Genomic DNA, 23,212 nt, shown 5'->3' on the forward strand with positions numbered 1-23,212 from the left:
TCTCCGAAAACTGGCCCCAGGGGGCGGTTTGGCCGAAGGGCGTTGCGCGTCCCGTGCGGGTGTCTTCATGAGCCCGATCCGCGCGAGATCGTCAAAAAAGCCCACCGATCAACGGATCGGCGGACACCGATCAGTTGATCGGTGGTTTCTGCCTATCGCGTTGGCCTTTCGCGAGAATTTTCCGGCCAAGACAGCCGAGGTTCTTGCTGACCTGGCCGGCCTAAAGAAGGTTCGCCCGGCCGAGCTGTGGCTCTCCGGCCGCCGCGCGCCGAACGGAGAGGCTCTCGCTCGCCTGATCGCCTCCAAGCACGGCGACCTCGTCATCCGCGCTCTGACCGCCGGCTCCGGCCAGGTCTGGGTCAAGCGGCATCTGCGCATCGAGCAATTGGCAAAGGCACGCGCCGAGGTGGAGGCCGCGACGCGGCGTCTTGCCGAGGCCGAGCGAGGAATTGAGCCGTGATTACAGACCATCTTTCAGATCCGCAATTCTATGCGTTGATGGCGGCATTTCTCGGCGCCGCGCTGGCCGCCCTGATCCTGCTTATCGCGCGACCGTTCGCCGATCGGCCGCGCGATGCTGGCGTTGGCTTTCGCTGGGTGAAGCGATGAGCCCAGCAGCAGAAACCCGCGCGCAGACGATCGCTAAGGATCAACTGAAAGCAATCATCGAGCGCGTGGAGCGTTTGACCGAGGAAAAAAAATCGATCTCGGACGATATCCGCGATGTTTTCGCTGAAGCGAAGGGCAACGGATTTGATGCCAAGGCGCTACGCGCGATCCTGAAAATCCGCCAGCAGGATCCGATCGACCGCGAAGCCCATGAGGCGATCGTCGATACCTATATGCAGGCGTTGGGGATGCTGTGATGCACGGCTCTTTCGCCCAGGCGCGCGAGCGGCTCGAGGTCTCCGCCGATCTGATCGATCTGTCGGAAACGCCCTGGCGGCGGATCTGGCTGTCGACGCGCGAGCCGATTTGGACGCTGGTCGACGCGGTCGATTACGCCTGGCTCTCGGAAAACGTCTGGAATGTCTGGCACGCCGGCCGCGGCGATTGGATGCGCTACGCCAAGCGCAACGTCGATGTCTCGCGGGCTACCGTCCGCATGCATCGCGAGGTCATGATCATGGCCGAGCCGCGCGACGAAGCCTACATGCGCGCGCATTTCGTCGACCACATCAACGGCCAGACGCTCGACAACCGCCGCGCAAATCTGCGCTGGGCGACCAAGCAAGAAAACGCTGCCAACCGCCGCAGGCGTGGCTCGGCGCCGGCGCTCGAGGACATCGTCCGCGGGCTCGTCGCTGCCCTGCCGTCGCGGCCGCAACTCGCGGAGATCCCGTTTTGACCGAGCTCGTTCGATATGAAGCGGCTTGCCGCGCGCTGGCCGAGGCCGTTGCTGCCGACGAGGTCATGACGATCCGCGACCAGGCCGAGGCGTTGCGGCTCGCGAGCAAGGTCGCGAAGAACCTCGATCTCGAGGTGCAGGCTGGCAACATCCGGTTTCGGGCCGAGCGCCGTCTCGGCGAGCTCATCAAAGCCCAGAAGGAAACGGTTGGCCTGAACCGTGGCCGTGCTGGCGCCGGCCGGCCGCGGTTAGGCAGTTCCGATCAGGAACAGCCTAAATCCGACGATCGGCCTACGTTGGCCGAGGCAGGGATCGATCGCAAGCTATCGTCTAAAGCGCAGCGCCTGGCGGCGATGGACGCGGCTGAATTCGAGGCCGCGCTCGGGCGCCACGAGCAGGAGATGCGCGGGGGCGCCGGTCGCATCGCGATGGATCTGACGAAGGTCGCTGCCGAGGAAAAGGGCAGGGAAAACCGCCGCAACCTGGCGCAGGCGCTCTCGGACGCTTCCGCGCTGCAGCCGACCGGCCGCAAGTATCCCGTCATCTATGCCGACCCGCCCTGGCATCGAAACCAGGGCGTGACCAGCCGCTCCTATGAAAACCACTATCCGACGATGGCCTGGTCGGAGATCTGCGACCTGCCCGTCAAGGACATGGTCCTGCCGGACGCCTGGCTGTTTCTCTGGATTCCGCGCGCGCATCTGCTCGCCTGGCATGAGGCCGAGGTCGAGGCGACCGATCTGCGGACCGGCGAGGTCATCAAGGTCCGTGCGCAGATGCCGCTGGCCTCGGCGGTCGCGCTGTCTTGGGGCTTCGACTCCTACTCAACGGCCTTCGTCTGGACGAAAAACGACGACGATCATCCGGACGAGGCCGGCGGCGCCGTCCTGGTGCGCGACCAGGACGAGCTCCTGCTGCTGTTCAAGCGTGGCAACGGCCTGCCGAAGCCGGCGGGCGGCGAGAAGTTCGGCTCCAACCATCGCGAGCGATCGCGTCCGCTCGGTCACTCGCGCAAGCCTGAGCATTACCGGCGGATGATTGCCGCGATGAGCGGTGGCGTGCCGGCGCTCGAGCTGTTCGCGCGCGTCGATGCGGATCATCCGCTGCCGGCTGGCTGGGATGCATGGGGCAACCAGGCCGCAACAAACGAAATCAATTCCCCAGCGATCGCGGGCGCGAGCTCGGCACCTGACGGGGTGCCGGCGGGTGTAGAACCGCCGCGCGATCGGACTGCCGATGGTCGGTCATCGGACGAGGCCGCAATGGGTAGCCATAGCGTTGCGGCCTCAAAGTTTGTGGACGCCGGAGCTCACGCCGGCGATCGCCCAGCCCCTTCGGCCGAAGTTGCCTCGCAGCCGATCGGGGAAGTCGTTTCGAGCGTCGCCGTTGCCGGCCGCGCCGATACAGCCGAGCCGCCGGCGAACCGACCTGGGCGCGAAATTCAAGACGACGGCCTCGATATCCCAGCATTCCTGCGGCGGACGCCGAAGCCGCTCGAGGCGCGCACATGACCGGCAAAATCTCGCTGTCGCGGCAGATCTCCGCGGTCGAGACCGAGCTCACCGATCGGCGCAGCGGCGCGCGCGCCAAGCTCAGCACATCGCAGGTTCAATATCAGCGCGACGGCCTCGAGGCCGCCGCGAACACGCTGCGCTGGCTGCAGCAGAACGAGGCCCGAATTAAGGGAGCATTGGGGCAATGAAGATTGAGAGGCATCACACCTTACGGCCGAGCGACATGCGGCGCGTGATTCTGGAGTCGCCGTATGCCGGCGAGGTCGAGCACAACATCGCGTATGCGCGTGCCTGCGTGCGGGACTCGCTGCTCCGCGGCGAGGCGCCGCTGGCTTCGCATCTGCTCTATACGCAAGCCGGAATCCTCGACGACACCGACCGCAACGAGCGCGCTCACGGTATCAACGCCGGGCACGCCTGGATGCACCTGGCCGATGCCGTCGTCGTCTACACCGACCGCGGAATTTCCTCCGGCATGGAAGCTGGGATGAACCTGGCGTGGTTCCTGAACATTCCGGTTGAGCGTCGATCACTCGCCGAGGTCGCGCCATGACGCAGCTCGAGATCGCCGGCTCGCTCGTCCTGCTGTTCGCTCTTTTCGTGTTCGGATACTCGCTCGGCTGGATGCAGCGCGGGTCACGGCTGGGCCGTGCCATCGCTGACGTGTCGTCGCCGGACGCGGTCGATCGTCTTCGCGATGATCTGGAGATCCGCGCGCGGAGGGCGGGATGACCTCGACCCGGCACAAGTGGGGCGAGAAGATTCGTTTCGCGTACAAGACCGAGCGGCAATGCTCCCGCTGCGAAATGGTCAAGGTTGGCCGCCGCGAAACCGAGGCCGGGCGGGACCGCTATTGGGACGAATACTGGCGCGACGAGGAGCGGATCTATTCCGACGCGACGCCGCCCTGCGACGCGCGCTGCGAGGCGGTCGCGGCATGACGGAGAAACGCAAGCGCAATCCGGTCTGGACGGATCTCGAGGACGCGAAGCTGTTGCATGCGCGCGACGTGCTGCGCGTGCCTTGGGACAAGATCGAGCAGCATATGCCGGGCCGGTCGCGCGGCGGCTGCGTGCGGCGCTATTACACCGACCTGCAAGCCGACAACCAGGCGACGCGACGGAACTGGAAGGCGAAAGGGCGACGGGTGGCGGTGCCGCCTAAGCCGGTCGTGCCGGGGATCGTCAGGGCGCTCGTCGAGGTATTTGCGCCGCCGATCGCGCCGGCGCCGCCTAAGCCGGTCATCGTCCTGGACAGGGGCGGGAGCGCGCCGCTGGGCGGCTTGCGCGACTATGCCGAGCTCCTCGCCAGGATCGCCGAGCGCGGGCTCACGGGCGGCGTGCTCGGCGATCCGCCTCCTGGCCGCAGCGCGCTCGACCAGCGGCGCTCGGGCGGAGGCGTCGATGGCGCGGGCTAACGCGATCGTGCGTTGCCTGGCCGCCGGCGGTGCGCCTGCCATGGTTCTGGCCGAAGTCATCTGCCTGCTCGTCGTGAAGGGCGCTGAGCTCGGCGAGCTCGAGGAATACGAGATCCCGGACCGCGATGCGATTGCGGCCGGCGCTGTCGATCCTCCTCGGCTCACGCGCCGCGGCTTCCGGCGCGAATGGCTCGGCCGGCTCTCCGATGCGATCGCGGCCGATGCGTTCTCGCGGCTGCCGGCGCGCGACATTGTCGATCGGCTGCTGCAGCCGCGACGGTGAAATTCTCAGTTTTTGTTGCGTCAGCGTCTCCCGAAATCTTGCTTAGGACGTGAAACCATGACGACCGCGAAACGGCGGGCTCGCCGCATCGCTGCCGACGAGGCGCATAGCTGGGCGCGCCATCTGCGCCTGCGAAACCCTTCGGCCAAGGATGTGCTGAAAAACCTGACGCTGTACGTGGACGGCGAGGGCTATTGCTGGGTCGGCATTCCGTCTCTGGCCGAGGATCTAGAGATGTCGCCGGACACGATCCGCCGGCGGCTCACCTGGCTCGAGATGGTCGGCGCGATATCGCGGCAGCCGCAGTGGGTCGACGAGTACGGCGTGCGCAATGGCGAGCAGCGCGGTAGGCGGACGACCGACAAGATCCGCCTGCTATTCGAGGCCGACGTCGATGCCATCGAGGCGCGCGCGGCCGGCGAAATCGTTGAAGCAGAAACCGACACGATTTCAACAGCATCTGACCCTAGCAAGTTGCTAGGGTCAAATTCACAGGGTGACCCTCCGTCTGGGCCTCCTTCCGACACTCGGTCGGGACTCGTCCGACCCTCGCACTGTGGCGAGGGCCTAATCTCTGAACCTGAACCTGACCCTGAACCTGAGACCCCCAAAGCCCCCGATGGGGGCGGAGGTGCGATCGCGCCAAGCGCTCGAGAAATCGAACCGGAACACTTCGCCGAGGCGTGGAAGTCGTACCCCGGCCACGAGGTGATGCGGCGGGATCTGGCGCTCGAAGAGTTCCGAAAGCTGGGCGAGGTGCAGCGTCGGCTTTGCCGTGCTGCGATCCCGCACTTCGTTCGGATGAAAGTTCACTTGAAGCAGGACAAGTTCCCGAATTTCCACATCTGGATTAGGACCGGCGGCTTCAACGAATTCCCGACCGCGATGCTCGAGGAGACGAGCTCGCCGACCGCGCAAACGTCTACCAGCTACGACGTGGCGGGTCGCGAGGGTCGGGCGCTCAAGGCGTTGCACGGTCTGGCGAGGACGTCGCTGTTCGAGGCCCGCGGTCGTGTGAATTATTCGCTGCCGATGACGGCGCGCGTGCTGGCGTTCGCCGAGCTGCCGCCGGAGAACGCGTGGCAATGGGTCGATGCGCCGGGGCAGCTCGCCGCCTGGTCGGCCTTCCTGTCGGCGCACATCGCGGTGCGTCGGCCGGAGCTCGCCAGCGTGCGCACCATCGACGGCGCTCCGCGTCGCGGCTTTATGGCGCCGTGGCCGTGGCCGCCGCGCAAGGACGGAACGATTGCATCACCATCGAGCGACGACGCAGGGGAGAGCGAATGACGATGCAGTACGTCAAGGGGCAGTTTGTCGGCTTTGTCGCTGTCGATATCGAGCCTGTGGTGCCGCCGGCGGCTGAGCGCTGGTTCATGCTCCAGGTGATGCCGGGTCGCGACGCCAAGGTGATTGCGCGGCTAAAGGATTGGAAGCTCTCGGGCTACTCGCCTGTCGTCGTGACTGTCATCGATCGCCGGCATGGCGGCGCAGCGCGCAAGCCGCATCTTGGTCGCCGCATTGTCAAACCGATGTTGCCTGGACTGGTCTTTGTGCCCGACTACGACGTGTTTCGGGCGATTGCGACGATGAAGTCGATCGGCGCGGGCGTCGAGGGTTTGCTGCGGTTCGGCGAGTTCACTCCATCGCTCTCGAACGAGGACATGGAGCAACTGCGCTCGGTTGAGGCCGCGATGAATGTGCCGCGTGGTCAGCGCAAATATCTGCTCGGCGAAATGGTGCGCATTGTCGACGGCCCGCTCGCGCACTTCGTCGGCAAGATCGAGCGCCTTGACTCAAAGGGCCGACTCAAAGTCTTTATCGACGCCATCAAGCGCGGCGTCTCGGTTCGGTTGAACGAGACGCAGGTCGAGCCGGCAGTCTAGATCGCCACGCGACTAGGACGGCACGACGAACGGGTCTCAAGCCCGGAAGCCGCAGAACCTGATTCCAGGTAGACGCGCGCCGCGCGCCTCGACAGCCCCAACAAGCCCGGCCTAGCGCCGGGCTTTGTCGTATCTACATAGGTTGTGCGGTATCGCCTCGCGCTATCGCTGCCCTCCTTGGGCGTTTCCTCCCTAGACTTGGGCCGCTTGTGCATCCGCGCGAGCGGCCTTTCTTTTTGTGAGATGCGCGCCAATTCCCACGATCGCGGCTACGACAGGCAATGGGAGCGGGCCGCCGGCCTGTTCAAGCTGCAGCATCCGCTGTGCCTCGGGTGCGAGGCGGTCGGCCTGGTCGCCGCCGTTGAGGTTGTCGATCACGTCGTTCCGCACAAGGGCGACCGCGACCTGTTCTGGGATCAGTCCCGCTGGCAGCCGTCCTGCAAGTGGCACCACGACGTGGTGAAGCAGCAGCTCGAGCACCGCTATGGCAAGGGCGCTCTGACCGAGGCGGATCTCTGGCTCAACTCGAGTGCCGCGATCGCGGTTACCAAGCGCGAGCGCCACGTGGTCGGCGTCGATGGCTGGCCGAGCAGTTGACCGGGGGTAGGGGGTAAAAGTCTAGGTCGCGCTCCCGCCGACCGGCTCCCAACCTTCATACGCAAAATTTCGGAATTAAATACAAAAAGCCACCTGCAATGCGCGGCGCTAAACCGAAATTGCGCAACGTCGTCCCGATGCGTCCGGATGACCAGGATGCTGCGAAGCGGCGCCGCTCGGCGCAGCTGCGCCTGATCAACAAGCTGAAGCCGAAGGGCCTATCACCCGAGCTGCTGAAGGAGTACCGGCGCGTCGCCGAGATCCTGTCGGAGCCCTCAGTCGATCGGCTGAAGCCGCGCTTCCTCGACACCATCGTCGAATATTGCCGCAGCACGCAGCGGCTCAACAGTCTGCGATCGGCGATGCCGACGCTCGCCCACGAGATCTACCGCGTCAAAACGCGGAACGGCGACCAGGTCAAAAGCCACCCGTATGTGGCGCAGGTAAACGAGGAGTGGCGCAAGTGGCGCTCTCTAGTCGCCATGCTTGGCCTCTCACCAACCGACGAGCGCAACCTCCTGCCCGGTCAGGGCGATTTCTTCGACGAGAACGATGGCTACTTCGACTGACAAAAAACCGCGCCGCAAGAAGGGCGCGGAGCTCGCGGCGCCGGCCGTTGTGCACGAGCCTGTCGGCCCGCGCGCCGAGGTCCGCGTCCGCGAGGAGACCTGGCCGATCGACCGGATCAAGCCCTACGCGCGCAACGCAAAAAAGCACGACCAGGCGCAGATCGATGCGATCCGCGCGTCGCTGCGCCAGTTCGGCCAGGTGCACCGCGTCCTGGTCGACGCGGAGGATGAGCAGCTCATCGCCGGCCATGGCCGATGGGAGGCCCTCAAGCAGGAGCAGTTCGCCGAGGTCCGCGTCCTGGTCGCGATCGGCTGGTCGGAGACGGAGAAGCGCAAATTCCGCCTGGCCGACAACCAGCTCACCATGTCGACCGGCTGGGACGAAAAGTTGCTCAAGGGCGAGGTGCTCGAGCTGGGCGCGCTCGGCGTTGAGCTGGACCAGCTGGGCTTTGAGCCTGGTCGGATCGCCGGTCTGCTGCACGAGCCTTCCGCGGGCCTCACAGATCCCGACGAGGCGCCGGAGCCTCCGCCGGTGCCGACATCGGTGCGCGGCGATGTCTGGCTGCTCGGCGGCCGTCACAGGATCACCTGTGGGGATTCGACCAATCCCGAGGATGTCACCCGCGTCCTGGCCGGCCGCCGGCCGCACCTGATGGTCACCGATCCGCCGTATGGCGTGAAGTATGACCCGGCCTGGCGCGTCCGCGCCGGACACGGCAGCGAAGGCCAGGCGCTCGGCCAGGTGCTCAATGATGACCGCGCCGACTGGCGCGAGGCCTGGGAGCTGTTTCCTGGCGATGTGGCGTACATCTGGCACGCCGGCAGCTTCTGCGGCGCGGTTGCGAATTCGCTCGAGGCCTGCCGCTTCAAGGTTCGCGCCCACATCGTCTGGGTGAAGCCGCGCCAGGTGTTCGGCCGCGGCGACTATCACTTCCAGCACGAGCCTTGCTTCTACGCTGTAAAGGAGGGCGCCGAGGAGCAGTGGCGCTTCGTGCCCGAGCACGAGATCGCGACCTACACGGTCCGCGAGGGCGAGCGCGGGCACTATGAGGGCGGCCGCAAGCAGTCGACCGTCTGGAACATCGAGCACGTCAAGTCCGAGACCGGGCATGGCACCCAGAAGCCGGTCGAGGCGATGAAGCGGCCGATCGAGAACAACTCGCAGCCGGGCGAGGCGATCTACGAGCCGTTCTCCGGCTCCGGCACCACCATCATTGCGGCCGAAATGACCGGCCGCCGCGCACACGCGATCGAGCTCAATCCGCTTTACGTCGATGTCGCCGTGAAGCGCTGGCAAAACTTCACAGGCCTGCTGGCCACCCTGGAATCCGATGGTCGATCTTTCGACGATGTGGCCGCAGCCCGCGCCGCCGAGCGGCGCGCAGCTGCCGATACAGCCGCCGCTTGAGGCGGCTGGTGATGACGAGGTCACGGCATATGCCCGTGCGGTTGTCGACGGCGCCATCGTGGCCGGCCCGCTGGTCCGTGCCGCTTGCCGGCGGCACCTGCAAGATCTCGCGCATGGTGCCGATCGTGGGTTGTCGTTCGACGTTGCCGCGGCCGAGCGCGCCATCGGCTTCTTCCGCGACATCCTCACGGTTGAGGTCGAGGAAAAGGACGAGTTCGGCGAGGTCTCGACCTTTGCGGCGCCGTTCGATCTGCAGGCTTGGCAAGCGTTCATCATCGGCTCGCTGTTCGGCTGGCGAAATGCGCTGGGCTTCCGCCGCTTCCGGCGCGCCTATGTCGAGATCGGCAAGGGCAACGGCAAATCTCCGCTCGCGGCCGGCATCGGCCACTACATGCTGTTAGGGTGCCGGAAATTGCGCGCTGAGGTCTATTCCGCCGCGACCGACAAGGACCAGGCCGCAATCCTGTTTCGCGACGCCGTGGCTATGTGGGAGCGCTCGCCGGCGCTGCGCCGGCGTCTCAAGCCGAAGGGTGCGAACCCGGTCTGGGAGCTCCACACCAGCCGTCCTGGCGTCAACTCTTTCTTCAAGCCGATTTCGTCCGACAAGAAGGGCAAGTCCGGCATTCGTCCTTACTGCGCGCTGATCGACGAGGTGCACGAGCACCCGGATAATTCCGTGATCGAGATGATGCGCGCCGGCACCAAGGGCAACCAAGAAGCGCTGCTGTTCGAGATCACCAATTCCGGTTTCGACAAAAAGACCGTTTGCGGCCAGGAGCACGACCTGTCGGCGCGCATCGTTAATGGCGAATTCGACAACGATGCCTGGTTCGCCTATGTCGCGTGCCTCGACGAGGCCGACGACCCGTTCGAGGACGAGAGCTGCTGGATCAAGGCCAATCCGAACCTCGGCGTGTCGATCCAGCCGCCATTCATCCGCGAGCAGGTGCAGGAAGCCCGCGGCATGCCCTCGAAGGAGGGCCTCGTCCGGCGCCTGCACTTCTGCCAGTGGACCGAAAGTGAAAACTCGGCGATCCCGCGCGCGACCTGGGCGGCCTGCGAAGGCGAGGTCGATCCCGACAAGCTGACCGAGGCCGGCTATCCGTGCTTCGGCGGCCTCGACCTCTCGAAAACGCGCGACCTCACGGCGTTCACGTTGACCTGGGTGCTCGACGCGACAAAGGACCAGGAGAAGTTCGCCAGCAAGACCTGGTTCTGGACGCCGAAGGACACGCTGAAGGAGCGCGCCAAGTCGGACCGTGCGCCTTACGACGTGTGGGTCGATCAGGGGCATCTCGAGGCGGTGCCCGGCAAGCGGATCAAATATTCCTGGCTTGCGGCGGCGCTCCTGGCGCTGAACGCCCGCTATCATCCGGTGATGATCTGCGCCGACCAGTACGGCCTCGAGCAGCTCAACGAAGCGCTCGGCGCGATCAACGAGTCCCTCCCGACCGAGGTTCACCCGCAAGGCTTCCAGCGCCGCATCGTCGGCGAGCGCGCTGAGGAAGCGCAGAAGGAAACCGGCGCCGAGGACATCGTCCTGTGGATGCCGGACAGCATCAACAAACTGGAAGCCGCGCTCCTCGAGCAGCGCATCACCATCGCCCCGTCGCCGGTCATGCGCATGTGCGCCGGCGGCGTCGTTTACGAACAGAACAGGTCCGGTCATCGCATGTTCGATAAGTCGAAGGCGACAACGCGTATCGACGGGATGGTGTCGCAGGCCATGAGCATTGGCGGCGCCACCACCACCAAGGCCAAGCCCGAAGCCTCGCTGGTGTTGTTATGAGCTGGCTTGACTCGATCCTCGGCGCATCCGCACCGGCCGTCGTCGTGCCGGAGAACTTCGAGCCGCCGAAGAACCTTGGCCAGACGCCGCTGACGGAATTCCGCCACGGCAGTCCTGCCTGGCAGGAGTTCTTCGGACCGACGAACGGCCTGCCGCCGCTCACCGAGTACGCGGCGAGGTCTGTCACGTCGATTACCGCCTGCGTCAACCTGATCTCTGGCGTAACAGCGACGCTGCCGGCGTCGATCATGGGCGTCGATATCCCGACCGGCGAGCGGTCGCCGCTGATGACGGACGAGCTGCGCTGGGTGCTCAACGAGGAGATGTCGCCGCTCTGGCCGGCGTCGGTCGGTTGGGAATTCCTGGTCGGCTCGATGCTGTACGAAGGCGACGCGATCGCCATCATCAAGCGCGACAGGGCGAACAACTATCGGCCGATCGGGCTCGAGCCTGTTCATCCGCTGCGCGTGCAAAACACGATCGTGCCGGCGACGAAGCGGATGGTCTATCGGATCTCGCCGCAATATCTGCCGGATGGGTCGGTCGTCGGCGAGACCGAAATCTACGACCAGGACGACATCGTCCATGTGCCTGGTTTCGGGTTCAATGGCCTCCGCGGCATGTCGCCGCTGCGCTACTCGCTGCGCAACGCCGGCGGCATCGCCCTGGCCGCGCAGGAATTCGCCGGCCGGTTTTTTGTCAACGGCGCGCGGCCGGATTATGCGCTCTCGACGGACCAGGCGCTGGCCGACAAGAAAATCCAGGAGATCCAGGACCGCATCGACGAGCGGCATCGCTCGGTCGAGAACGCGCATCGGCCGATGCTGCTGCACTCCGGCCTGAAGATGACCACGCTGCAGGTCTCACAGGCGGACATGCAGCTGCTCTCGCAGCGTCAGTTTCAGGTCGAGGAAATCGCACGCGCCTATGGCGTGCCGCCGTTCATGATCGGCCACAACGAAAAGACGACGTCCTGGGGTTCCGGCGTCGAGGCGATGTCGATCGGCTTTGTCCGCTACACGCTGCGGCCGCATCTGAACCGTTTCCAGGTCGAGCTGAACCGCAAGCTGTTCCGCACGGCGTCGCGCATCGTCGAATTCGACACGTCCGATCTCGAGCAGGCCGACACCAAGACGCTGTACGAGTCGCTGCGGTCGGCCGTTGGCCGAGCCGGTGAGCCGCGGATCATGACGCCGGACGAGGCGCGGGCGCGTCTCCGGCTCAAGGCCATGAAGGGCGACGCCGGCAAGCTCGGCGTCAACGCCGGCGCCGCCGCGCCGGCCAAGCCTGCCGACCAAACCAGCAACGAGGACCCCGCAAAATGAAGCCGCGCAATCGCTTATTCAATCTGCTTTCGGCCAACGCCAAGCGCGGCAGTTTCCGCGCCGATGCGTCCACCAACTCGATCGAGCTCTATGACGTCATTTGCTCGTCGGACGAGGAGGCGTCGTGGTTCGGCGGCGTATCGATGGAGGCGTTCGCGCGGGCGCTCCGCGGGATGACGGGCACGGTTCATCTGCGCATCAATTCGCCCGGCGGCGATGTCTTCGCGGGTGTCGCGATGGCGCAGTACATGCGCGAGTATTCCGGCGAGATCATCGCCCACGTCGATGGTTACGCGGCGTCAATTGCGTCGATCATCGCGATCGCGGCGGACAAGGTCGTTATGGCGCCGGGCTCGCTCATGATGATCCACCAAGCCTCGACCTTCAGCTACGGCAACGCGGGCGACTTCCTGGCGACGGCGGAACTGCTCGAGAAGGTCGACGGGCAGATTGCCGAGCGCTACACGGCCCGTGCCAATGGCAGAGCCTCGCAGGCTGAGTTCGCCGATATGATGGCGGCTGAGACTTGGTTCGCGCCGCAGGAAGCGATCGACGCTGGTCTTTGCGACGAGATCGCTCCCGAAAAGGAAAAGGCCTCGACCGAGGCGCGGTCGCGTTGGGACGTCTCTGCTTACAAGCACGCGCCTGCGCCGCCGGCCAAACAGCCGGACGCTGCCGAGGTCGCAGCTGCCCAGGCAGCGGCCGTCGCCGCCGCGGTCGCCGAATCCGAGCATGCACAGCGCAGACGCCTGATGCAGCTGCTCGTCACTGCTGCCTAGCGCGCCGCGCCAAGCAGATCTGCCGCCGTGGCCGTTCGGGCTGCGGCGATCTCCAACCATGTCAACACGAGGAAAGACATGAGCCTTCAGCAACTCCGAGAACAGCGTGGCGCGATCGCGGCCAAGATGCGCGCGCTGACCGACAAGCCGACCGACAAGTGGAATAGGGATGTCGACGGTCCCGAGTGGGACAAGCTGCTCGCCGAACTCGGCGACGTCGACGCCGCGATCTCGCGCATCAATACGATGAACGCGGTTACGGCGGAGCGGCTCGAGCGTGACGCGATCGCGGGCGTCGCGGAGCGTGTTGCGCACGACAAGAAGTCTCCGGCGGTGCTGCTGTTCGCGAAGTGGCTCCGCGGCGGCGACCAGGCGCTGACGGCCGAGGACTGGGTGACGTACCAGAAGGGCATCACCAATACGATGTCGACCACCACGGGCTCCCAGGGTGGTTATACCGTGCAGACCGACGTCGCCAAGGTCGTGCTTGATGCGCTCAAGGCTTACGGTGGCATGCGGGCCGTCGCGGACGTGTTCCAGACCGCGCAGGGCAACCCGCTGAACTATCCGACGTCGGATGGCACGAACGAGACCGGCGAAATCGTCGGCCAGAACACGCCGGCGAATGGTCAGGACATCACGTTCGGCACGCTCTCGCTCAACGTCTATAAGTTCTCGTCCAAGTCGGTCGCGGTGCCGTTCGAGCTGCTGCAGGATTCCTCGGTCGACGTCGAGGCGTTCGTCCTGAAGCGGCTGACCACGCGCCTTGGACGCATCACCAACACCAAGTTCACGGTCGGCGCCGGCGATACCTCCAATGAGCCGAATGGTGTCATCACCGCTGCGCCGGTCGGCGTTACCGCGGCGAACGCCTCCTCCCAGGTGACCGCGATTGTCTATGACAGCTTGGTCGACCTGCAGCATTCGGTGGACCCGGCCTATCGCGCCGGCGGCAACTGCAAGTTCATGATGCATGACCTGTCCGTGAAGGTGGTCCGCAAGATCAAAGATTTGCAGGGGCGGCCGATCTTCGTGCCTGGGTACGAAGTCGGCTCTCCGAAGGGCGTTCCGGATTCGATCCTCGGCGATCCGATCCAGGTCAACCAGGACGTCGCGCCGATGGCGGCGAGCGCCAAGTCGATCGCTTACGGCGATTTCTCCTACTACAAGATCCGCGACGTGATGGACGTGACCATGTTCCGCTTCACCGACTCCGCCTACACCAAGCTCGGCCAGGTCGGCTTCCTCGCCTGGATGCGCTCGGGTGGCAACCTCGTCGACGTCGGCGGCGCGGTGAAGACGTTCGTGAACGCCGCGACCTAATCTGGCGGCGATCGCGAAGAGAGCGAAAGGCCGGGGCGGTTGCTCCGGCCTTTTTATGTAAGGGGCATTTTTCAAATCGAGGAGAGACCGATGCGGGTAATCATGAAGTCGTTTCACACCTTGCCGGATGGTCCGGCGTTGCAGCCTGGCGATCACCACGAGTTCGAGGAGGCCGAGGCACGCCGCCTGGTCGCTGTGGGTGGTGCGCGCCATATCACGCCCGAGGATGAGGGGCGCCTCGATGCGCTTGACCGCGAGAAGGCGAAGGCGGCCTTCCGGCTGCAGCTCGACGGTATGACCGTCGACGAGCTGAAGGCCGGCGCTGCGCAGCGCGGGATCGAGCTGCAGGGCGCGACCAAGAAGGCCGACATTGTCGCGGCGATCATCGCCGCGGCCGAGAAGGCTGAACAGGAAGCCGGCGCCGCCGGCGGCCAGAAGTAAAGCCGCAACGCGCGCGCCGTCATCGCTGGGGGTATCGTCATGTTTCGCAATAACGACATCAGCGATGGCGGCCGTGCGGTCCTGATTGAGGGGCCAACCGATGAGGTCATCGCGCTCGCGGACGTCAAGGCCGCGCTCGGCATCAGCGGCGGTAGCCAGGACCTGGTCCTGACCGTAGCGCTCGAGACCGCGGTGGCCAACCTCGATCCGGCCTCGGGCGGGTCGCTCGGCCGCGCGCTCCGCGAGCAGACCTGGGAGCTGCAGCTCCGCAGCTTCGATGACCGGCGCCGCAAGGTGCTGCCGCGAAACAATCCGTTGGCGATCCCGCTGCCTTATCCTCCGCTGATCGACATCGTCAGCGTGAAGTATTTCGATGCCAATGGCGTCGACCAGACAATGGTTCTGGGCACTGATTTTCGCGTGCTCGGCATGGGCCAGCCGCTCGGACAGCAGGAGATTGCGCCGCCGCTCGGCAAGTCCTGGCCGGTCGCGCGCCTTGATGACGCTTCGGTGCGCATCCGCTTCAACTGCGGCTATGACGAGGACGTCAACGTGATGCCGCGGCAGCTCAAGAGCGCGCTCTGCCTTGCGGTGCGGGATCTGCTGCCGCTGCTGACGCGGGATCAGATGCTGCTCGAGGACCGCGTCGAGGGCGTCAGCACCAAGCGCTACCAGAACAACCCGCAGCTGGCGGCGGTCGTACAGTCCGCGATCGGCTCGCTGCTCGCAAATCTCAGGGTCGACTGACATGGCCGATCGCGTTGTCGAGCTGCAGCCTGGCGCCGGCCGCGCGCGCTGGCCGTCCAAGAGCCCGGACGAGATCCTGGACTATGGCCTGGATTGGACGCGGCGTCTGTGCACGGCAGCCGAGCTCGCCAGGCTGAAGGCCGGCGAGGCCGTGGTGCCGGCCGATACGGTCGCCGAATCCACCTTCACGCTGCCGCCTGGCCTTATCGCCGATCGGGCCAGCAATTCGGCGACCGTCGCCGGCGCCTGGCTGTCCGGTGGCGTCGACGGCATGTCCTATTCGGTTGTCAACCGGATCAAGACCAAGGCCGGCCGCGTCATGGAGCAGGCCGTCAAGCTGCGCGTCCGCGCGAAATAAGCCCGCGATGGACCGCGTCACGGCGCTGGTCGCAATCGCGCACTTGAAACTGCGGCTCGAGCTGCTCGAGCGGCATCCGCAACTGTTGGAGGTAGACATGGAAATCCGCCGACCGATGGAACTCGCCGGCCTCAAAAGTCGCCTGGCGCGGGCCAAAAAGCAGGAGGCTGACATCTCGGTGACCGGCCGCCGTTTCGACCAGGCTCTCGATCGCATCGACGAGCTGCACGGTGTCGCGCTGGGGCATGTCGGCCAGCTCGAGCACCACGCCGAGGAGCTGCGGTCGATGATCGAGGGCATGGCCGGCGCCGGAGACAACGGCGGCCCAAACGATGGCGAGCCCGGCTCGAACGGCTCCGAGGTGGGCCAGGTCATCACCAGCAAGGTTGACGGCCAGTGACGCCGGACGAGTCCCTCGATCAGCATCGGCGCTCGCTCGAGGAGATCGGCGAGACCGTCCTGGTCCGGCGTTACGCCGGCGTCGGACCGGCGCGTGCGGTCGCTAAAGAGGCGGCCGTCCTGGCGAGGGTCAAGGGCTATCAGCCGGCCGAGCTCGTCGGCGAAATCCGCCAGGGCGATCGTCACGTCATCCTGTTGAATGATCCCTCGGCGGGCGTGCCGGCCGGCAAGGTGGCCCTGTCGACCATGCTGCCGCTGACCGATCGCGATTTTCTGGTGATCGCCGGCGCCGAGGTCAGCATCAAGGGCGTCGACGATGCGACCAGGCGGATTCAGGGGCAGGTCATCGCCTTCGAGCTGCAGGTCCGGGGCTGATGGGCAAGGTATTTGACGGCGATGACTATGAGCGCCGGCTCGATGCCGTCCGCAATAGCATCTCGATCGGCGAGGAAGCGAAATTCGTCATTACCGGCGACCTGGCCGGCCTGAACGCCAAAAAGGCGTTCCAGGACGCGAAAGAGCTCGCCTTGCGCAAAGCCCGCAAAAAGATGCTCGACCGCATCCGGCAGGAGGAGGCGGACCACGCCTTGAACGATCTCGTTCCGACCGAGGTCGAGGAGGTCCTCAACGGCTCGCATGATGAGATCGTCTCGGTCGACGGCTGATGCGGATCATCTTTCGCTATCTGGCGATGCAGGACGTCGTCGACTTCGCGCTCGAGACGTTGCGGCAGCGGTCGCCGGTCGGTTCGGTCGGAGATCCGCATCCCGGTCTCTACCGGGACAATCACACGGTTTTTCTAAATGGTCGCGTCGTCAGCGACGTGTCCGCGTTCCGGCGCGATGACCAGATCAACATTTCCAACCCGGTCCCTTACGCGCGCAAGATCGAGATAGGCCGGATGAAAATGAAGGTCGCGCCGAAGATCTACCAGGAGACCGCGCTGATCGTCGCCGCGCGGTTCGGCAATCGCGCAGCAGTGAAATTCACGTTCATGCCGGTCCGGTTCGGCGACATCGCGGCCTATGCCGCATTTTCCAGGCAGATCAAGGGTGGCCGGCGTCGCATGTCCGACAAGGCCCGGCAGGCCTGGCTGGTTCGTCAGCCGGCCCTCGAGATCCGCGCACGTTAGAGGTCAAATCCCATGGCTGATTACGCCGGCGCCGTCGCAGCGATGCGCGCGCGCTATGAGGACGGGTTCAAGGCGGCGCCGACCTCGTTCCAGAATGAAGATCCTCTGCAGACGCCCTGGCCGCCGCAGGGGCAGCCCTGGTGCTATTTCGAGGTCGTCGAGACGTTGCGGCGAAAGCGCGGCGTCGGCACGCCTGGCAATCAGACCTGGCTGATAACCGGCAACATCTTCGTGCATGTGTTTGTGCCGAAGGGTTACGGGTTCGCCGCGCATCTCGCGCTCGCCGGCCAGGCCGGCGACCTGTTCAAGGATGCGACGTTCTACAACGCCGAGCCAAGCGCCTGCGTGCGCTGCTGGGGTGAGAACGGCGAGGGGCCGACCGTCCAGGGCGGCGACAGCGCCTCTGACGACGGCAACTGGTTCGGCCTCGTCGTCGTGATTCCTTTCCAGTTCTTTTTCATCGACTGATGCCAAACAGGAGACTGATCGCATGTATCAAAGCAATTCCGCCGGCCGCGTCGCCTACAAGGCGCAGGCTGGCCTCGGCCAGGTGGCGGCCGGCGGCGCCGGCGCCTCGCAGCTGCGGATCTCCGGCGGCGCCGGCGTCAAACTCTCCAAGGCGGCGACCGAGTCGCAGGAGGTTCGCAACGACGGCATGTCGACGCGCGGCCGGCACGGCACGCAGAAAACGTCGTCAAACTACAATTCGGAAATCTCGCTCGGCTCGCATGACGCGATCCTCGAGGCGATCATGCGCGGAACGTGGGATGCGGCGGCTCTCAGCAAGACACAGGCCGATTTCACGTCATTGACCACGGTCGCGGACGGAATCGTGTTCGGCAACGGATCGCCGATCGACATGGGTTTCAAGGTCGGCGACATCATCCGCGCGTCGAATTTGCCGGACGCCGGCAATAATGGCCGCAACCTGCGGATCTCGGCGCTCTCGGCCAACAAGATCACGGTGCCGGAGACGCTGATCGTCAACGCTGCGCCGGATACGAATTGCACGATCACGCGGCCAGGCAAACGGTTGACCAACCCGGCGGCGCTGATCCATCGCTATTTCGGGCTCGAGGAATTCGAGAGCGATATCGGCAAATCGACCGTCCTCGACGACTTCGTCTGGGGCACTGGCAAGTTTTCGATGGCGCCGAACGGGATCATCATGTTCGATCCGGGCGGCATCGGGACCGGCAAGATCCGGCCGTTGACTGCTGGCGTGCCATACTTCACCAACCCGGCCGCGACGACCGGGACGCCGTTCGCCGTCGTCGACGCAACCATCCGCCTCAACGGCGTTGACCTGGTCGAGCTGACCTCGTTCGATCTGTCGCTCGACATCCAGCCGAGCGCGCCGGATGCGTTCGGTTCCGGCAACATCAAATACGCGCCGGACGTGTTCACGGGTCCGCTGCGGGTTTCGATCAACCTGACCATGCTGCGGAAGGATCTGCAGCTGCTGGCCGATTTCGTTGGCGAAACGCAGTATTCGCTCAACATCCTGGCCGTCGACCTTTCCGCCGAGCCGAAAGATTTCCTGTCGATCACGGTGCCGAATTTCACGCTCGGCGGCGTCGATCCCTCGGCGTTCTCCAAGCAGGGCGGCGGTCGCACGCAGACGATCACGATCCCGCCGGCGCTGGTCGGTATCGATACCTCGGCGACCGGCAATAACAGCATGATCTCGTTCCAGACCACTGCAGCGTAGCGTTTGAGTGATCGGCGCCGACCATTGGCCGATGGAATGTTCTCGCGAGAACCGGCCGCAGGGTTGTCGGACCCTGCGGCCAACCTTTCCGACAAAAGGCACCCGACATGACTGAATCAACCGCAATCCTCGATCTCTCCGCGCATTTGCCGGTCGACACGTTCCGGCTGCAGATCCGCAGGCCTGGCACGGATACGCCGCTCGGCTGGGTGATCGAGCTCGCCGGTCCGGCGCATGCGCAGACGATCGCGCTCAATAATGAATCGACCCGCGACGCGATCGAAAAGGAGAAGGCGATCGAGTTCGCGCAGGTCAACGGGCGTAAATGGAAAACCGAGGATGAGACGGTCGCCGATCGGCGCCGGCAGAACGTGACAAAGGTCTGCCGGCGCATCGTCGGATGGTCGCCAAATCCGACCTTCAAGACGGTTTCGCCAGATCCTATCCCGTTCACGATCGAGAATGCCGTCGACCTGTTCCTGCGGCCGGAGCTCGGCAGCTTCTTCGTCCAGGTGACTGATTACCTGACGAGCGAGCGGGCTTTTACGAGGCCCTCAAGTCAGACTTGAGGGCATTCGCCGAGCGCAGCTTTCTGCTGTCCTCGAGGGCCGGCGACGCCGGCGAGACCTACCGCCAGGTCCTCGAGGGCCTCGTCCTCCGAACGCGAGATCCAAAGCGCAAGGCCGAACGGGAAGCGATCCTGACGGTCCCGCCTATCCCGCGGGCGCTGACTTACCTGTGGCGCATCTATGACCGGCTGCGCCGGCGCAAGGGCGGCAACGGCTTCGCGTTGTCGCCGATCGAATGGCAGGACATCGACGCTTTCCTGCGTCGGACACAAACCGACCTGGCTCCATGGGAGCTCGAGATCCTCGAAACGCTCGATGATCTCTATCTGGTCGATTACTCGAAGCTGCAGACGGAGGGGGATTGATGGCCGACCAGGTCGTGACCGAGCTCGTTATCGACGCGAATACGCAAGGCGCGGCCGACTACGAGCGGGCGATGGATGGCGCCGCCGGCGCCGCGCAGCGTGGCACGGACGCGGCGACCGGCTTTAACGTCGGCCTGGTTGCGCTCGGCGCCGGCGCGATCGCGGCGGCGGCCACGGTCAACAAGGCGCTGGACTATATCGTCAGTTTCAACAAATCGCTGGCCGACCTGTCCTCGCTCGCCGACCGCGTCGGCCTGTCGCTCAAGGATCTGCAGGGTATCCAGTTCGGCGGCCAGATCGCCGGGCTGACGGAAAGCCAGATCAATGCGGGGCTGGAAAAATCGGCGCAGCTGCTCAATGACGCGCAGCGCAATGCTAACTCGCTCTCGAAAGAATTCGATGCCAACGGCGTCAGCCTGCGCAACGCGAACGGGCAGCTGATTAGCCAAAACCAGCTGCTGCAGATCGCGGCCGACCTGGTCAGCCGCGCGCGCAGTCCGCAGGACGCGACCGCGATCGCGCAGATGCTCGGCTTTACCAAGGAATGGGTGCCGCTGTTGCAGCAGGGCGCCGGCGCGATGCGGGATCTCGGCAACCAGGCGCAATCCGCCGGCGCCGTCATCGACGACGAGACGATCAAGCGCGCCTCCGATTTCGATGCCGAGTGGCGCAAGAGCTCGATCCAATGGTCGCTCTACATGAAGGCGGCCTTTGCGGATGTGCTGCCGTTCCTGGATGACCTGATCGAGCGCGCGGCCAAATTCATCAAGTCGATCGACCGGGACGCGATCGAGAAGGCCGCAAACGAGCAACTCGACGCCCTGTCCGGGGCGGTCGGCGGCCCTGGCACAAACCAGACGGTCGGCATCAAGATCGGGATCACGCCGGAGACCGAGCGAGCGCTGTCTGATTTCAAGAATGCGACGGTGTTCTCGCTCGATTTCTGGGAATCGGCCGGCCGTATCCTGAGCTCGTCGGTCGAGCGCATCAGGCCGGAGGATATCAAGTGGTACGCCGGGAGCGGCGCGTCGATTACCGACACCAGCAACGCGCAGAACGAATTTGCCTGGCAAGGTCAGGCCGCGTCGCTCAAGTCAATGCAGGCCGGCCTGACCGGCCTGCAGTTCGGCCGGCCGTCCAATGTGGCGGCGAGGGGCGACGCAGCCCTCGATCCTGTCGACCGCGCTATCAACTCGCTGCGCAAGCATACGGAGACGCAGGAGGCCGATACCAAGGCGGTCGGGCTCGGCGATGCCGCGCTCGCGTCGTTCCGCGCAACGGCCGCTGAGACGTCTGCAGTGCAGGCCAACAACGGCAAGGAAACGGCGGCGCAGGCCGCCAAGTTCGCCGAGCTGCGCGATCGCGCGGCTGCTGCTGCCGACGCCCTGGCGCGGGCCAAGGTGAGCTCGCAGATCGATTTCAGCAGCAAGACGGCGTTCCTGTCGTCCGACGACGTCGCGATCGCCTCGCAGCTCAAGGGGATCTATGGAAACGACGTGCCGGCGGCGCTGGACAGCACGTATGCAGCTGCGATCCGCACCAACAATGCCTTTAAGGGGATCTCGTCCTCGATCGAGGGCGACCTGGTCAACGGCCTGACCGACATCACGACGGGCGCCAAGTCGGCCGGCCAGGGCTTCACCGACATGTCGAATGCGATCGTCAAGGCGATCGAGCAGATGATTATCAAGATTACGATCGTCGAGCCGCTGATGCGGTCGCTGCAGTCGGCGGCCGGCGGCCTCGGCCTGTTCTCGTTCGGCGGCTCGGGCGGCGGCGCAGCGTCGACCGGCGCCGCCGGCGTCGGCGGCCTCGGCGGTCTCTACCACACGGGCGGCATCATCGGCGCGGAGGCGACGTCGATGCGTTACATCCACGGCGCCTATTTCGACGACGCGCCGCGCTTCCACACTGGCGGCATCGCTGGAAACGAGGTTCCGATCATCGCGCAACGGGGCGAGGGCGTCTTTACGCCGGGCCAGATGGCTGCCCTCGGCGCCGGCGCCGGCGGAGGCCGATCGCCGCAGGTCACCATCAACAATTACACGGATGCGACGCCGGCGGTCGAGCAGGCGCCGAACGGCGACATCACGGTGACGCTGCGCAAGATGGTCGACGGCGCGGTCGGGGACTCGCTGTCGACCGGCACTGGCCGGCGCGTGCTCGGCGACCAGTACGGCGTCAAACCGTTCACGGGGCAATAATCACATGGCATTGCCGGCATTCCCGATCGCAAACGCCGTCATCCTCAAGGAGGGTTTCGGTCTGCAGCGCATGCGCGATCCGATCGCGACCGATATGGAGCAGGGCAACACGCGCCAGCGTGCGCGGCCTGGCGACAACGTCGGCACGGTGACGCAGACGGTTCGCTTCTATGCGGCCGATTATGACACGTTCGTCGAGTGGGTTAAGACGACGCTCAACCTCGGAACGGCGCGCTTTACCATCGACGTCTGGCTCGGAACGTCGCTGGCGAACAAGGTCTGTCAGTTTATCAAGCCTGGCTCGTCGCTGATCGCCAGCTGGCCGAATCCGGGGACGGTCGACGTCCGCATGACGCTGCGGGTTTACGACGTCTAGCCATGCCGACGCACAATGAAGCGCTGCTCGAGGCCTATGCCTCCTGTCCGCCTAGCGCGCGGATCTATTACACGCTCGAGCTCTGGCAGTCGTCGTTCGACCAGCCGGCGCGGGTTGTCGCCAATGTCGGCGATGATATGGCCTTTGGGCTCGAGGTCGGCGCGCCGCGCGACGCCGGCGAGACCGTGACATTCATCGCCTGTCCGTTCCAGGCTGGCTATCCCGAGCAGAAGGAAGGCCAGCCGCCGTCGACAACGATCAAGATCGACAACGTCAACCGCGAGCTGGTGCCGAAGATCCGCGCGGCGCAGGGAGCGCGCGAATATATCCAGGTGCTCTATCGCGAGTACCTCGGCAGCGACCTGACCGAGCCGGCCTATGGGCCGATCGAGTTCGAGCTGCGCAGCGTGCAGATGGTCGGAGCGTCGCTGACCGGAACGGTCATGGTCAAAAACCTGCAGAACAAGCGGTTTCCGCGCCTGACCAAGAATTACGACTATGTCCAGTTTCCGAGCCTGTTGCCCTAGTGGCGGGACGTCCGGCAAAAAGGTCGGCTCCTCCTCCGAAAGGCGACCTTACAACAGAGTTGGGCAGTGTCAGAGTTTGGCCAATAGAGCCTCTGCGCGCCCCAGAGGACCGGTCAACGCGGAGTTGTCCCTTTCCGTACCGCACGGA

General features: G+C 65.1%; 34 protein-coding genes. All 34 read left to right on the plus strand.

The window, feature by feature from the left end; all coding sequences use genetic code 11:
• The first annotated feature begins 67 nt into the window (after positions 1-67).
• The 34 genes from JQ573_RS28235 to JQ573_RS28400 all read left to right on the plus strand — a co-directional run bounded on the left by JQ573_RS28235 (position 68) and on the right by JQ573_RS28400 (position 23,064).
• Complete coding sequence (locus JQ573_RS28235) at positions 68-460, plus strand: hypothetical protein (protein WP_212314667.1); 393 nt, start codon at positions 68-70, stop codon at positions 458-460.
• Positions 457-609, plus strand: a complete 153-nt coding sequence (locus JQ573_RS28240) for a hypothetical protein (protein ID WP_212408758.1) — start codon at positions 457-459, stop codon at positions 607-609. Before JQ573_RS28235 ends, JQ573_RS28240 begins: the two co-directional genes overlap by 4 nt.
• Positions 606-866: a DUF2312 domain-containing protein gene (locus JQ573_RS28245; RefSeq protein WP_212314666.1), complete on the plus strand. Its 261-nt coding sequence runs from the start codon at positions 606-608 to the stop codon at positions 864-866. Before JQ573_RS28240 ends, JQ573_RS28245 begins: the two co-directional genes overlap by 4 nt.
• Entirely contained in the window at positions 866-1,348 is a 483-nt protein-coding gene (locus tag JQ573_RS28250) for an HNH endonuclease (RefSeq protein ID WP_212314665.1), read from the plus strand. Before JQ573_RS28245 ends, JQ573_RS28250 begins: the two co-directional genes overlap by 1 nt.
• Positions 1,345-2,859 carry an MT-A70 family methyltransferase gene (locus JQ573_RS28255; protein ID WP_212314664.1) on the plus strand — a complete coding sequence of 505 codons (1,515 nt, stop codon included), beginning with the start codon at positions 1,345-1,347 and terminating at the stop codon, positions 2,857-2,859. Before JQ573_RS28250 ends, JQ573_RS28255 begins: the two co-directional genes overlap by 4 nt.
• Entirely contained in the window at positions 2,856-3,050 is a 195-nt protein-coding gene (locus JQ573_RS28260) for a hypothetical protein (protein WP_212314662.1), read from the plus strand. Before JQ573_RS28255 ends, JQ573_RS28260 begins: the two co-directional genes overlap by 4 nt.
• A complete protein-coding gene (locus tag JQ573_RS28265; protein WP_212314660.1) occupies positions 3,047-3,415 on the plus strand; it encodes a hypothetical protein in 369 nt (122 codons plus the stop codon). The genes JQ573_RS28260 and JQ573_RS28265 overlap by 4 nt, the downstream gene beginning before the upstream one ends.
• On the plus strand, positions 3,412-3,594 hold the full coding sequence (locus JQ573_RS28270) for a hypothetical protein (protein WP_212314658.1): 183 nt from the start codon (positions 3,412-3,414) through the stop codon (positions 3,592-3,594). The genes JQ573_RS28265 and JQ573_RS28270 overlap by 4 nt, the downstream gene beginning before the upstream one ends.
• The gene (locus tag JQ573_RS28275; RefSeq protein ID WP_212314656.1) at positions 3,591-3,803 is read left to right on the plus strand and encodes a cytochrome C; all 213 of its coding nucleotides are present in this window, start codon (positions 3,591-3,593) and stop codon (positions 3,801-3,803) included. The genes JQ573_RS28270 and JQ573_RS28275 overlap by 4 nt, the downstream gene beginning before the upstream one ends.
• Entirely contained in the window at positions 3,800-4,279 is a 480-nt protein-coding gene (locus JQ573_RS28280) for an SANT/Myb-like DNA-binding domain-containing protein (RefSeq protein WP_212314654.1), read from the plus strand. The genes JQ573_RS28275 and JQ573_RS28280 overlap by 4 nt, the downstream gene beginning before the upstream one ends.
• On the plus strand, positions 4,266-4,562 hold the full coding sequence (locus JQ573_RS28285; protein ID WP_212314652.1) for a hypothetical protein: 297 nt from the start codon (positions 4,266-4,268) through the stop codon (positions 4,560-4,562). Before JQ573_RS28280 ends, JQ573_RS28285 begins: the two co-directional genes overlap by 14 nt.
• A gap of 57 nt (positions 4,563-4,619) precedes the next feature.
• Positions 4,620-5,849 carry a helix-turn-helix domain-containing protein gene (locus JQ573_RS28290; protein ID WP_212314650.1) on the plus strand — a complete coding sequence of 410 codons (1,230 nt, stop codon included), beginning with the start codon at positions 4,620-4,622 and terminating at the stop codon, positions 5,847-5,849.
• Positions 5,783-6,445 (plus strand): transcription termination/antitermination protein NusG, encoded by a 663-nt coding sequence (locus tag JQ573_RS28295; RefSeq protein WP_212314649.1) that lies wholly within the window; start codon positions 5,783-5,785, stop codon positions 6,443-6,445. The genes JQ573_RS28290 and JQ573_RS28295 overlap by 67 nt, the downstream gene beginning before the upstream one ends.
• Positions 6,446-6,688: 243 nt before the next feature.
• On the plus strand, positions 6,689-7,042 hold the full coding sequence (locus JQ573_RS28300; protein ID WP_212314648.1) for an HNH endonuclease: 354 nt from the start codon (positions 6,689-6,691) through the stop codon (positions 7,040-7,042).
• Between the two features lie 98 nt (positions 7,043-7,140).
• Positions 7,141-7,611 (plus strand): P27 family phage terminase small subunit, encoded by a 471-nt coding sequence (locus JQ573_RS28305; protein WP_212314645.1) that lies wholly within the window; start codon positions 7,141-7,143, stop codon positions 7,609-7,611.
• Positions 7,595-9,019: a site-specific DNA-methyltransferase gene (locus tag JQ573_RS28310; RefSeq protein ID WP_212314642.1), complete on the plus strand. Its 1,425-nt coding sequence runs from the start codon at positions 7,595-7,597 to the stop codon at positions 9,017-9,019. The genes JQ573_RS28305 and JQ573_RS28310 overlap by 17 nt, the downstream gene beginning before the upstream one ends.
• Complete coding sequence (locus JQ573_RS28315; RefSeq protein WP_249132408.1) at positions 8,943-10,808, plus strand: terminase large subunit; 1,866 nt, start codon at positions 8,943-8,945, stop codon at positions 10,806-10,808. The genes JQ573_RS28310 and JQ573_RS28315 overlap by 77 nt, the downstream gene beginning before the upstream one ends.
• Positions 10,805-12,133: a phage portal protein gene (locus JQ573_RS28320; RefSeq protein WP_212314641.1), complete on the plus strand. Its 1,329-nt coding sequence runs from the start codon at positions 10,805-10,807 to the stop codon at positions 12,131-12,133. Before JQ573_RS28315 ends, JQ573_RS28320 begins: the two co-directional genes overlap by 4 nt.
• Positions 12,130-12,912 (plus strand): head maturation protease, ClpP-related, encoded by a 783-nt coding sequence (locus JQ573_RS28325; RefSeq protein ID WP_212314640.1) that lies wholly within the window; start codon positions 12,130-12,132, stop codon positions 12,910-12,912. Before JQ573_RS28320 ends, JQ573_RS28325 begins: the two co-directional genes overlap by 4 nt.
• A 78-nt stretch (positions 12,913-12,990) precedes the next feature.
• The gene (locus JQ573_RS28330; RefSeq protein ID WP_212314638.1) at positions 12,991-14,235 is read left to right on the plus strand and encodes a phage major capsid protein; all 1,245 of its coding nucleotides are present in this window, start codon (positions 12,991-12,993) and stop codon (positions 14,233-14,235) included.
• A 90-nt stretch (positions 14,236-14,325) separates the two neighbouring features.
• Positions 14,326-14,676, plus strand: a complete 351-nt coding sequence (locus tag JQ573_RS28335; protein ID WP_212314636.1) for a hypothetical protein — start codon at positions 14,326-14,328, stop codon at positions 14,674-14,676.
• A 39-nt stretch (positions 14,677-14,715) separates the two neighbouring features.
• Complete coding sequence (locus JQ573_RS28340) at positions 14,716-15,423, plus strand: hypothetical protein (RefSeq protein WP_212314634.1); 708 nt, start codon at positions 14,716-14,718, stop codon at positions 15,421-15,423.
• Between the two features lies 1 nt (position 15,424).
• Positions 15,425-15,781: a hypothetical protein gene (locus JQ573_RS28345; protein WP_212314631.1), complete on the plus strand. Its 357-nt coding sequence runs from the start codon at positions 15,425-15,427 to the stop codon at positions 15,779-15,781.
• Positions 15,782-15,788: 7 nt separating this feature from the next.
• The gene (locus tag JQ573_RS28350) at positions 15,789-16,181 is read left to right on the plus strand and encodes a hypothetical protein (protein WP_212314630.1); all 393 of its coding nucleotides are present in this window, start codon (positions 15,789-15,791) and stop codon (positions 16,179-16,181) included.
• The gene (locus JQ573_RS28355) at positions 16,178-16,555 is read left to right on the plus strand and encodes a hypothetical protein (protein ID WP_212314627.1); all 378 of its coding nucleotides are present in this window, start codon (positions 16,178-16,180) and stop codon (positions 16,553-16,555) included. Before JQ573_RS28350 ends, JQ573_RS28355 begins: the two co-directional genes overlap by 4 nt.
• Complete coding sequence (locus JQ573_RS28360; RefSeq protein ID WP_212314625.1) at positions 16,555-16,845, plus strand: hypothetical protein; 291 nt, start codon at positions 16,555-16,557, stop codon at positions 16,843-16,845. Before JQ573_RS28355 ends, JQ573_RS28360 begins: the two co-directional genes overlap by 1 nt.
• On the plus strand, positions 16,845-17,312 hold the full coding sequence (locus JQ573_RS28365; RefSeq protein WP_212314623.1) for a hypothetical protein: 468 nt from the start codon (positions 16,845-16,847) through the stop codon (positions 17,310-17,312). Before JQ573_RS28360 ends, JQ573_RS28365 begins: the two co-directional genes overlap by 1 nt.
• A gap of 12 nt (positions 17,313-17,324) precedes the next feature.
• Complete coding sequence (locus JQ573_RS28370) at positions 17,325-17,780, plus strand: hypothetical protein (protein WP_212314621.1); 456 nt, start codon at positions 17,325-17,327, stop codon at positions 17,778-17,780.
• Between the two features lie 22 nt (positions 17,781-17,802).
• Positions 17,803-19,023, plus strand: coding sequence for a phage tail tube protein (locus JQ573_RS28375; RefSeq protein ID WP_212314619.1), 1,221 nt, complete (start codon positions 17,803-17,805; stop codon positions 19,021-19,023).
• 107 nt (positions 19,024-19,130) lie between these two features.
• The gene (locus JQ573_RS28380; RefSeq protein ID WP_212314615.1) at positions 19,131-19,592 is read left to right on the plus strand and encodes a hypothetical protein; all 462 of its coding nucleotides are present in this window, start codon (positions 19,131-19,133) and stop codon (positions 19,590-19,592) included.
• On the plus strand, positions 19,589-19,957 hold the full coding sequence (locus JQ573_RS28385; RefSeq protein ID WP_212314614.1) for a hypothetical protein: 369 nt from the start codon (positions 19,589-19,591) through the stop codon (positions 19,955-19,957). The genes JQ573_RS28380 and JQ573_RS28385 overlap by 4 nt, the downstream gene beginning before the upstream one ends.
• Positions 19,957-22,161: a hypothetical protein gene (locus JQ573_RS28390; protein WP_212314613.1), complete on the plus strand. Its 2,205-nt coding sequence runs from the start codon at positions 19,957-19,959 to the stop codon at positions 22,159-22,161. Before JQ573_RS28385 ends, JQ573_RS28390 begins: the two co-directional genes overlap by 1 nt.
• A 4-nt stretch (positions 22,162-22,165) precedes the next feature.
• A complete protein-coding gene (locus JQ573_RS28395; protein WP_212314612.1) occupies positions 22,166-22,537 on the plus strand; it encodes a hypothetical protein in 372 nt (123 codons plus the stop codon).
• A 2-nt stretch (positions 22,538-22,539) separates the two neighbouring features.
• Complete coding sequence (locus JQ573_RS28400; RefSeq protein ID WP_212314611.1) at positions 22,540-23,064, plus strand: DUF1833 family protein; 525 nt, start codon at positions 22,540-22,542, stop codon at positions 23,062-23,064.
• The last annotated feature ends 148 nt before the right edge of the window (positions 23,065-23,212 follow it).

The organism is Bradyrhizobium sp. AUGA SZCCT0105, assembly GCF_018129565.1.
GTDB lineage: Bacteria > Pseudomonadota > Alphaproteobacteria > Rhizobiales > Xanthobacteraceae > Bradyrhizobium.

Coding starts and splice junctions, on each gene's coding strand:
- JQ573_RS28235 (WP_212314667.1), top strand. CDS start 68: ATGAGCCCGATCCGCGCGAGATCGTCAAAAAAGCCCACCGATCAACGG.
- JQ573_RS28245 (WP_212314666.1), top strand. CDS start 606: ATGAGCCCAGCAGCAGAAACCCGCGCGCAGACGATCGCTAAGGATCAA.
- JQ573_RS28250 (WP_212314665.1), top strand. CDS start 866: ATGCACGGCTCTTTCGCCCAGGCGCGCGAGCGGCTCGAGGTCTCCGCC.
- JQ573_RS28260 (WP_212314662.1), top strand. CDS start 2,856: ATGACCGGCAAAATCTCGCTGTCGCGGCAGATCTCCGCGGTCGAGACC.
- JQ573_RS28265 (WP_212314660.1), top strand. CDS start 3,047: ATGAAGATTGAGAGGCATCACACCTTACGGCCGAGCGACATGCGGCGC.
- JQ573_RS28270 (WP_212314658.1), top strand. CDS start 3,412: ATGACGCAGCTCGAGATCGCCGGCTCGCTCGTCCTGCTGTTCGCTCTT.
- JQ573_RS28275 (WP_212314656.1), top strand. CDS start 3,591: ATGACCTCGACCCGGCACAAGTGGGGCGAGAAGATTCGTTTCGCGTAC.
- JQ573_RS28280 (WP_212314654.1), top strand. CDS start 3,800: ATGACGGAGAAACGCAAGCGCAATCCGGTCTGGACGGATCTCGAGGAC.
- JQ573_RS28285 (WP_212314652.1), top strand. CDS start 4,266: ATGGCGCGGGCTAACGCGATCGTGCGTTGCCTGGCCGCCGGCGGTGCG.
- JQ573_RS28290 (WP_212314650.1), top strand. CDS start 4,620: ATGACGACCGCGAAACGGCGGGCTCGCCGCATCGCTGCCGACGAGGCG.
- JQ573_RS28300 (WP_212314648.1), top strand. CDS start 6,689: ATGCGCGCCAATTCCCACGATCGCGGCTACGACAGGCAATGGGAGCGG.
- JQ573_RS28305 (WP_212314645.1), top strand. CDS start 7,141: ATGCGCGGCGCTAAACCGAAATTGCGCAACGTCGTCCCGATGCGTCCG.
- JQ573_RS28310 (WP_212314642.1), top strand. CDS start 7,595: ATGGCTACTTCGACTGACAAAAAACCGCGCCGCAAGAAGGGCGCGGAG.
- JQ573_RS28315 (WP_249132408.1), top strand. CDS start 8,943: ATGGTCGATCTTTCGACGATGTGGCCGCAGCCCGCGCCGCCGAGCGGC.
- JQ573_RS28320 (WP_212314641.1), top strand. CDS start 10,805: ATGAGCTGGCTTGACTCGATCCTCGGCGCATCCGCACCGGCCGTCGTC.
- JQ573_RS28325 (WP_212314640.1), top strand. CDS start 12,130: ATGAAGCCGCGCAATCGCTTATTCAATCTGCTTTCGGCCAACGCCAAG.
- JQ573_RS28330 (WP_212314638.1), top strand. CDS start 12,991: ATGAGCCTTCAGCAACTCCGAGAACAGCGTGGCGCGATCGCGGCCAAG.
- JQ573_RS28335 (WP_212314636.1), top strand. CDS start 14,326: ATGCGGGTAATCATGAAGTCGTTTCACACCTTGCCGGATGGTCCGGCG.
- JQ573_RS28340 (WP_212314634.1), top strand. CDS start 14,716: ATGTTTCGCAATAACGACATCAGCGATGGCGGCCGTGCGGTCCTGATT.
- JQ573_RS28345 (WP_212314631.1), top strand. CDS start 15,425: ATGGCCGATCGCGTTGTCGAGCTGCAGCCTGGCGCCGGCCGCGCGCGC.
- JQ573_RS28350 (WP_212314630.1), top strand. CDS start 15,789: ATGGACCGCGTCACGGCGCTGGTCGCAATCGCGCACTTGAAACTGCGG.
- JQ573_RS28360 (WP_212314625.1), top strand. CDS start 16,555: ATGGGCAAGGTATTTGACGGCGATGACTATGAGCGCCGGCTCGATGCC.
- JQ573_RS28365 (WP_212314623.1), top strand. CDS start 16,845: ATGCGGATCATCTTTCGCTATCTGGCGATGCAGGACGTCGTCGACTTC.
- JQ573_RS28370 (WP_212314621.1), top strand. CDS start 17,325: ATGGCTGATTACGCCGGCGCCGTCGCAGCGATGCGCGCGCGCTATGAG.
- JQ573_RS28375 (WP_212314619.1), top strand. CDS start 17,803: ATGTATCAAAGCAATTCCGCCGGCCGCGTCGCCTACAAGGCGCAGGCT.
- JQ573_RS28380 (WP_212314615.1), top strand. CDS start 19,131: ATGACTGAATCAACCGCAATCCTCGATCTCTCCGCGCATTTGCCGGTC.
- JQ573_RS28390 (WP_212314613.1), top strand. CDS start 19,957: ATGGCCGACCAGGTCGTGACCGAGCTCGTTATCGACGCGAATACGCAA.
- JQ573_RS28395 (WP_212314612.1), top strand. CDS start 22,166: ATGGCATTGCCGGCATTCCCGATCGCAAACGCCGTCATCCTCAAGGAG.
- JQ573_RS28400 (WP_212314611.1), top strand. CDS start 22,540: ATGCCGACGCACAATGAAGCGCTGCTCGAGGCCTATGCCTCCTGTCCG.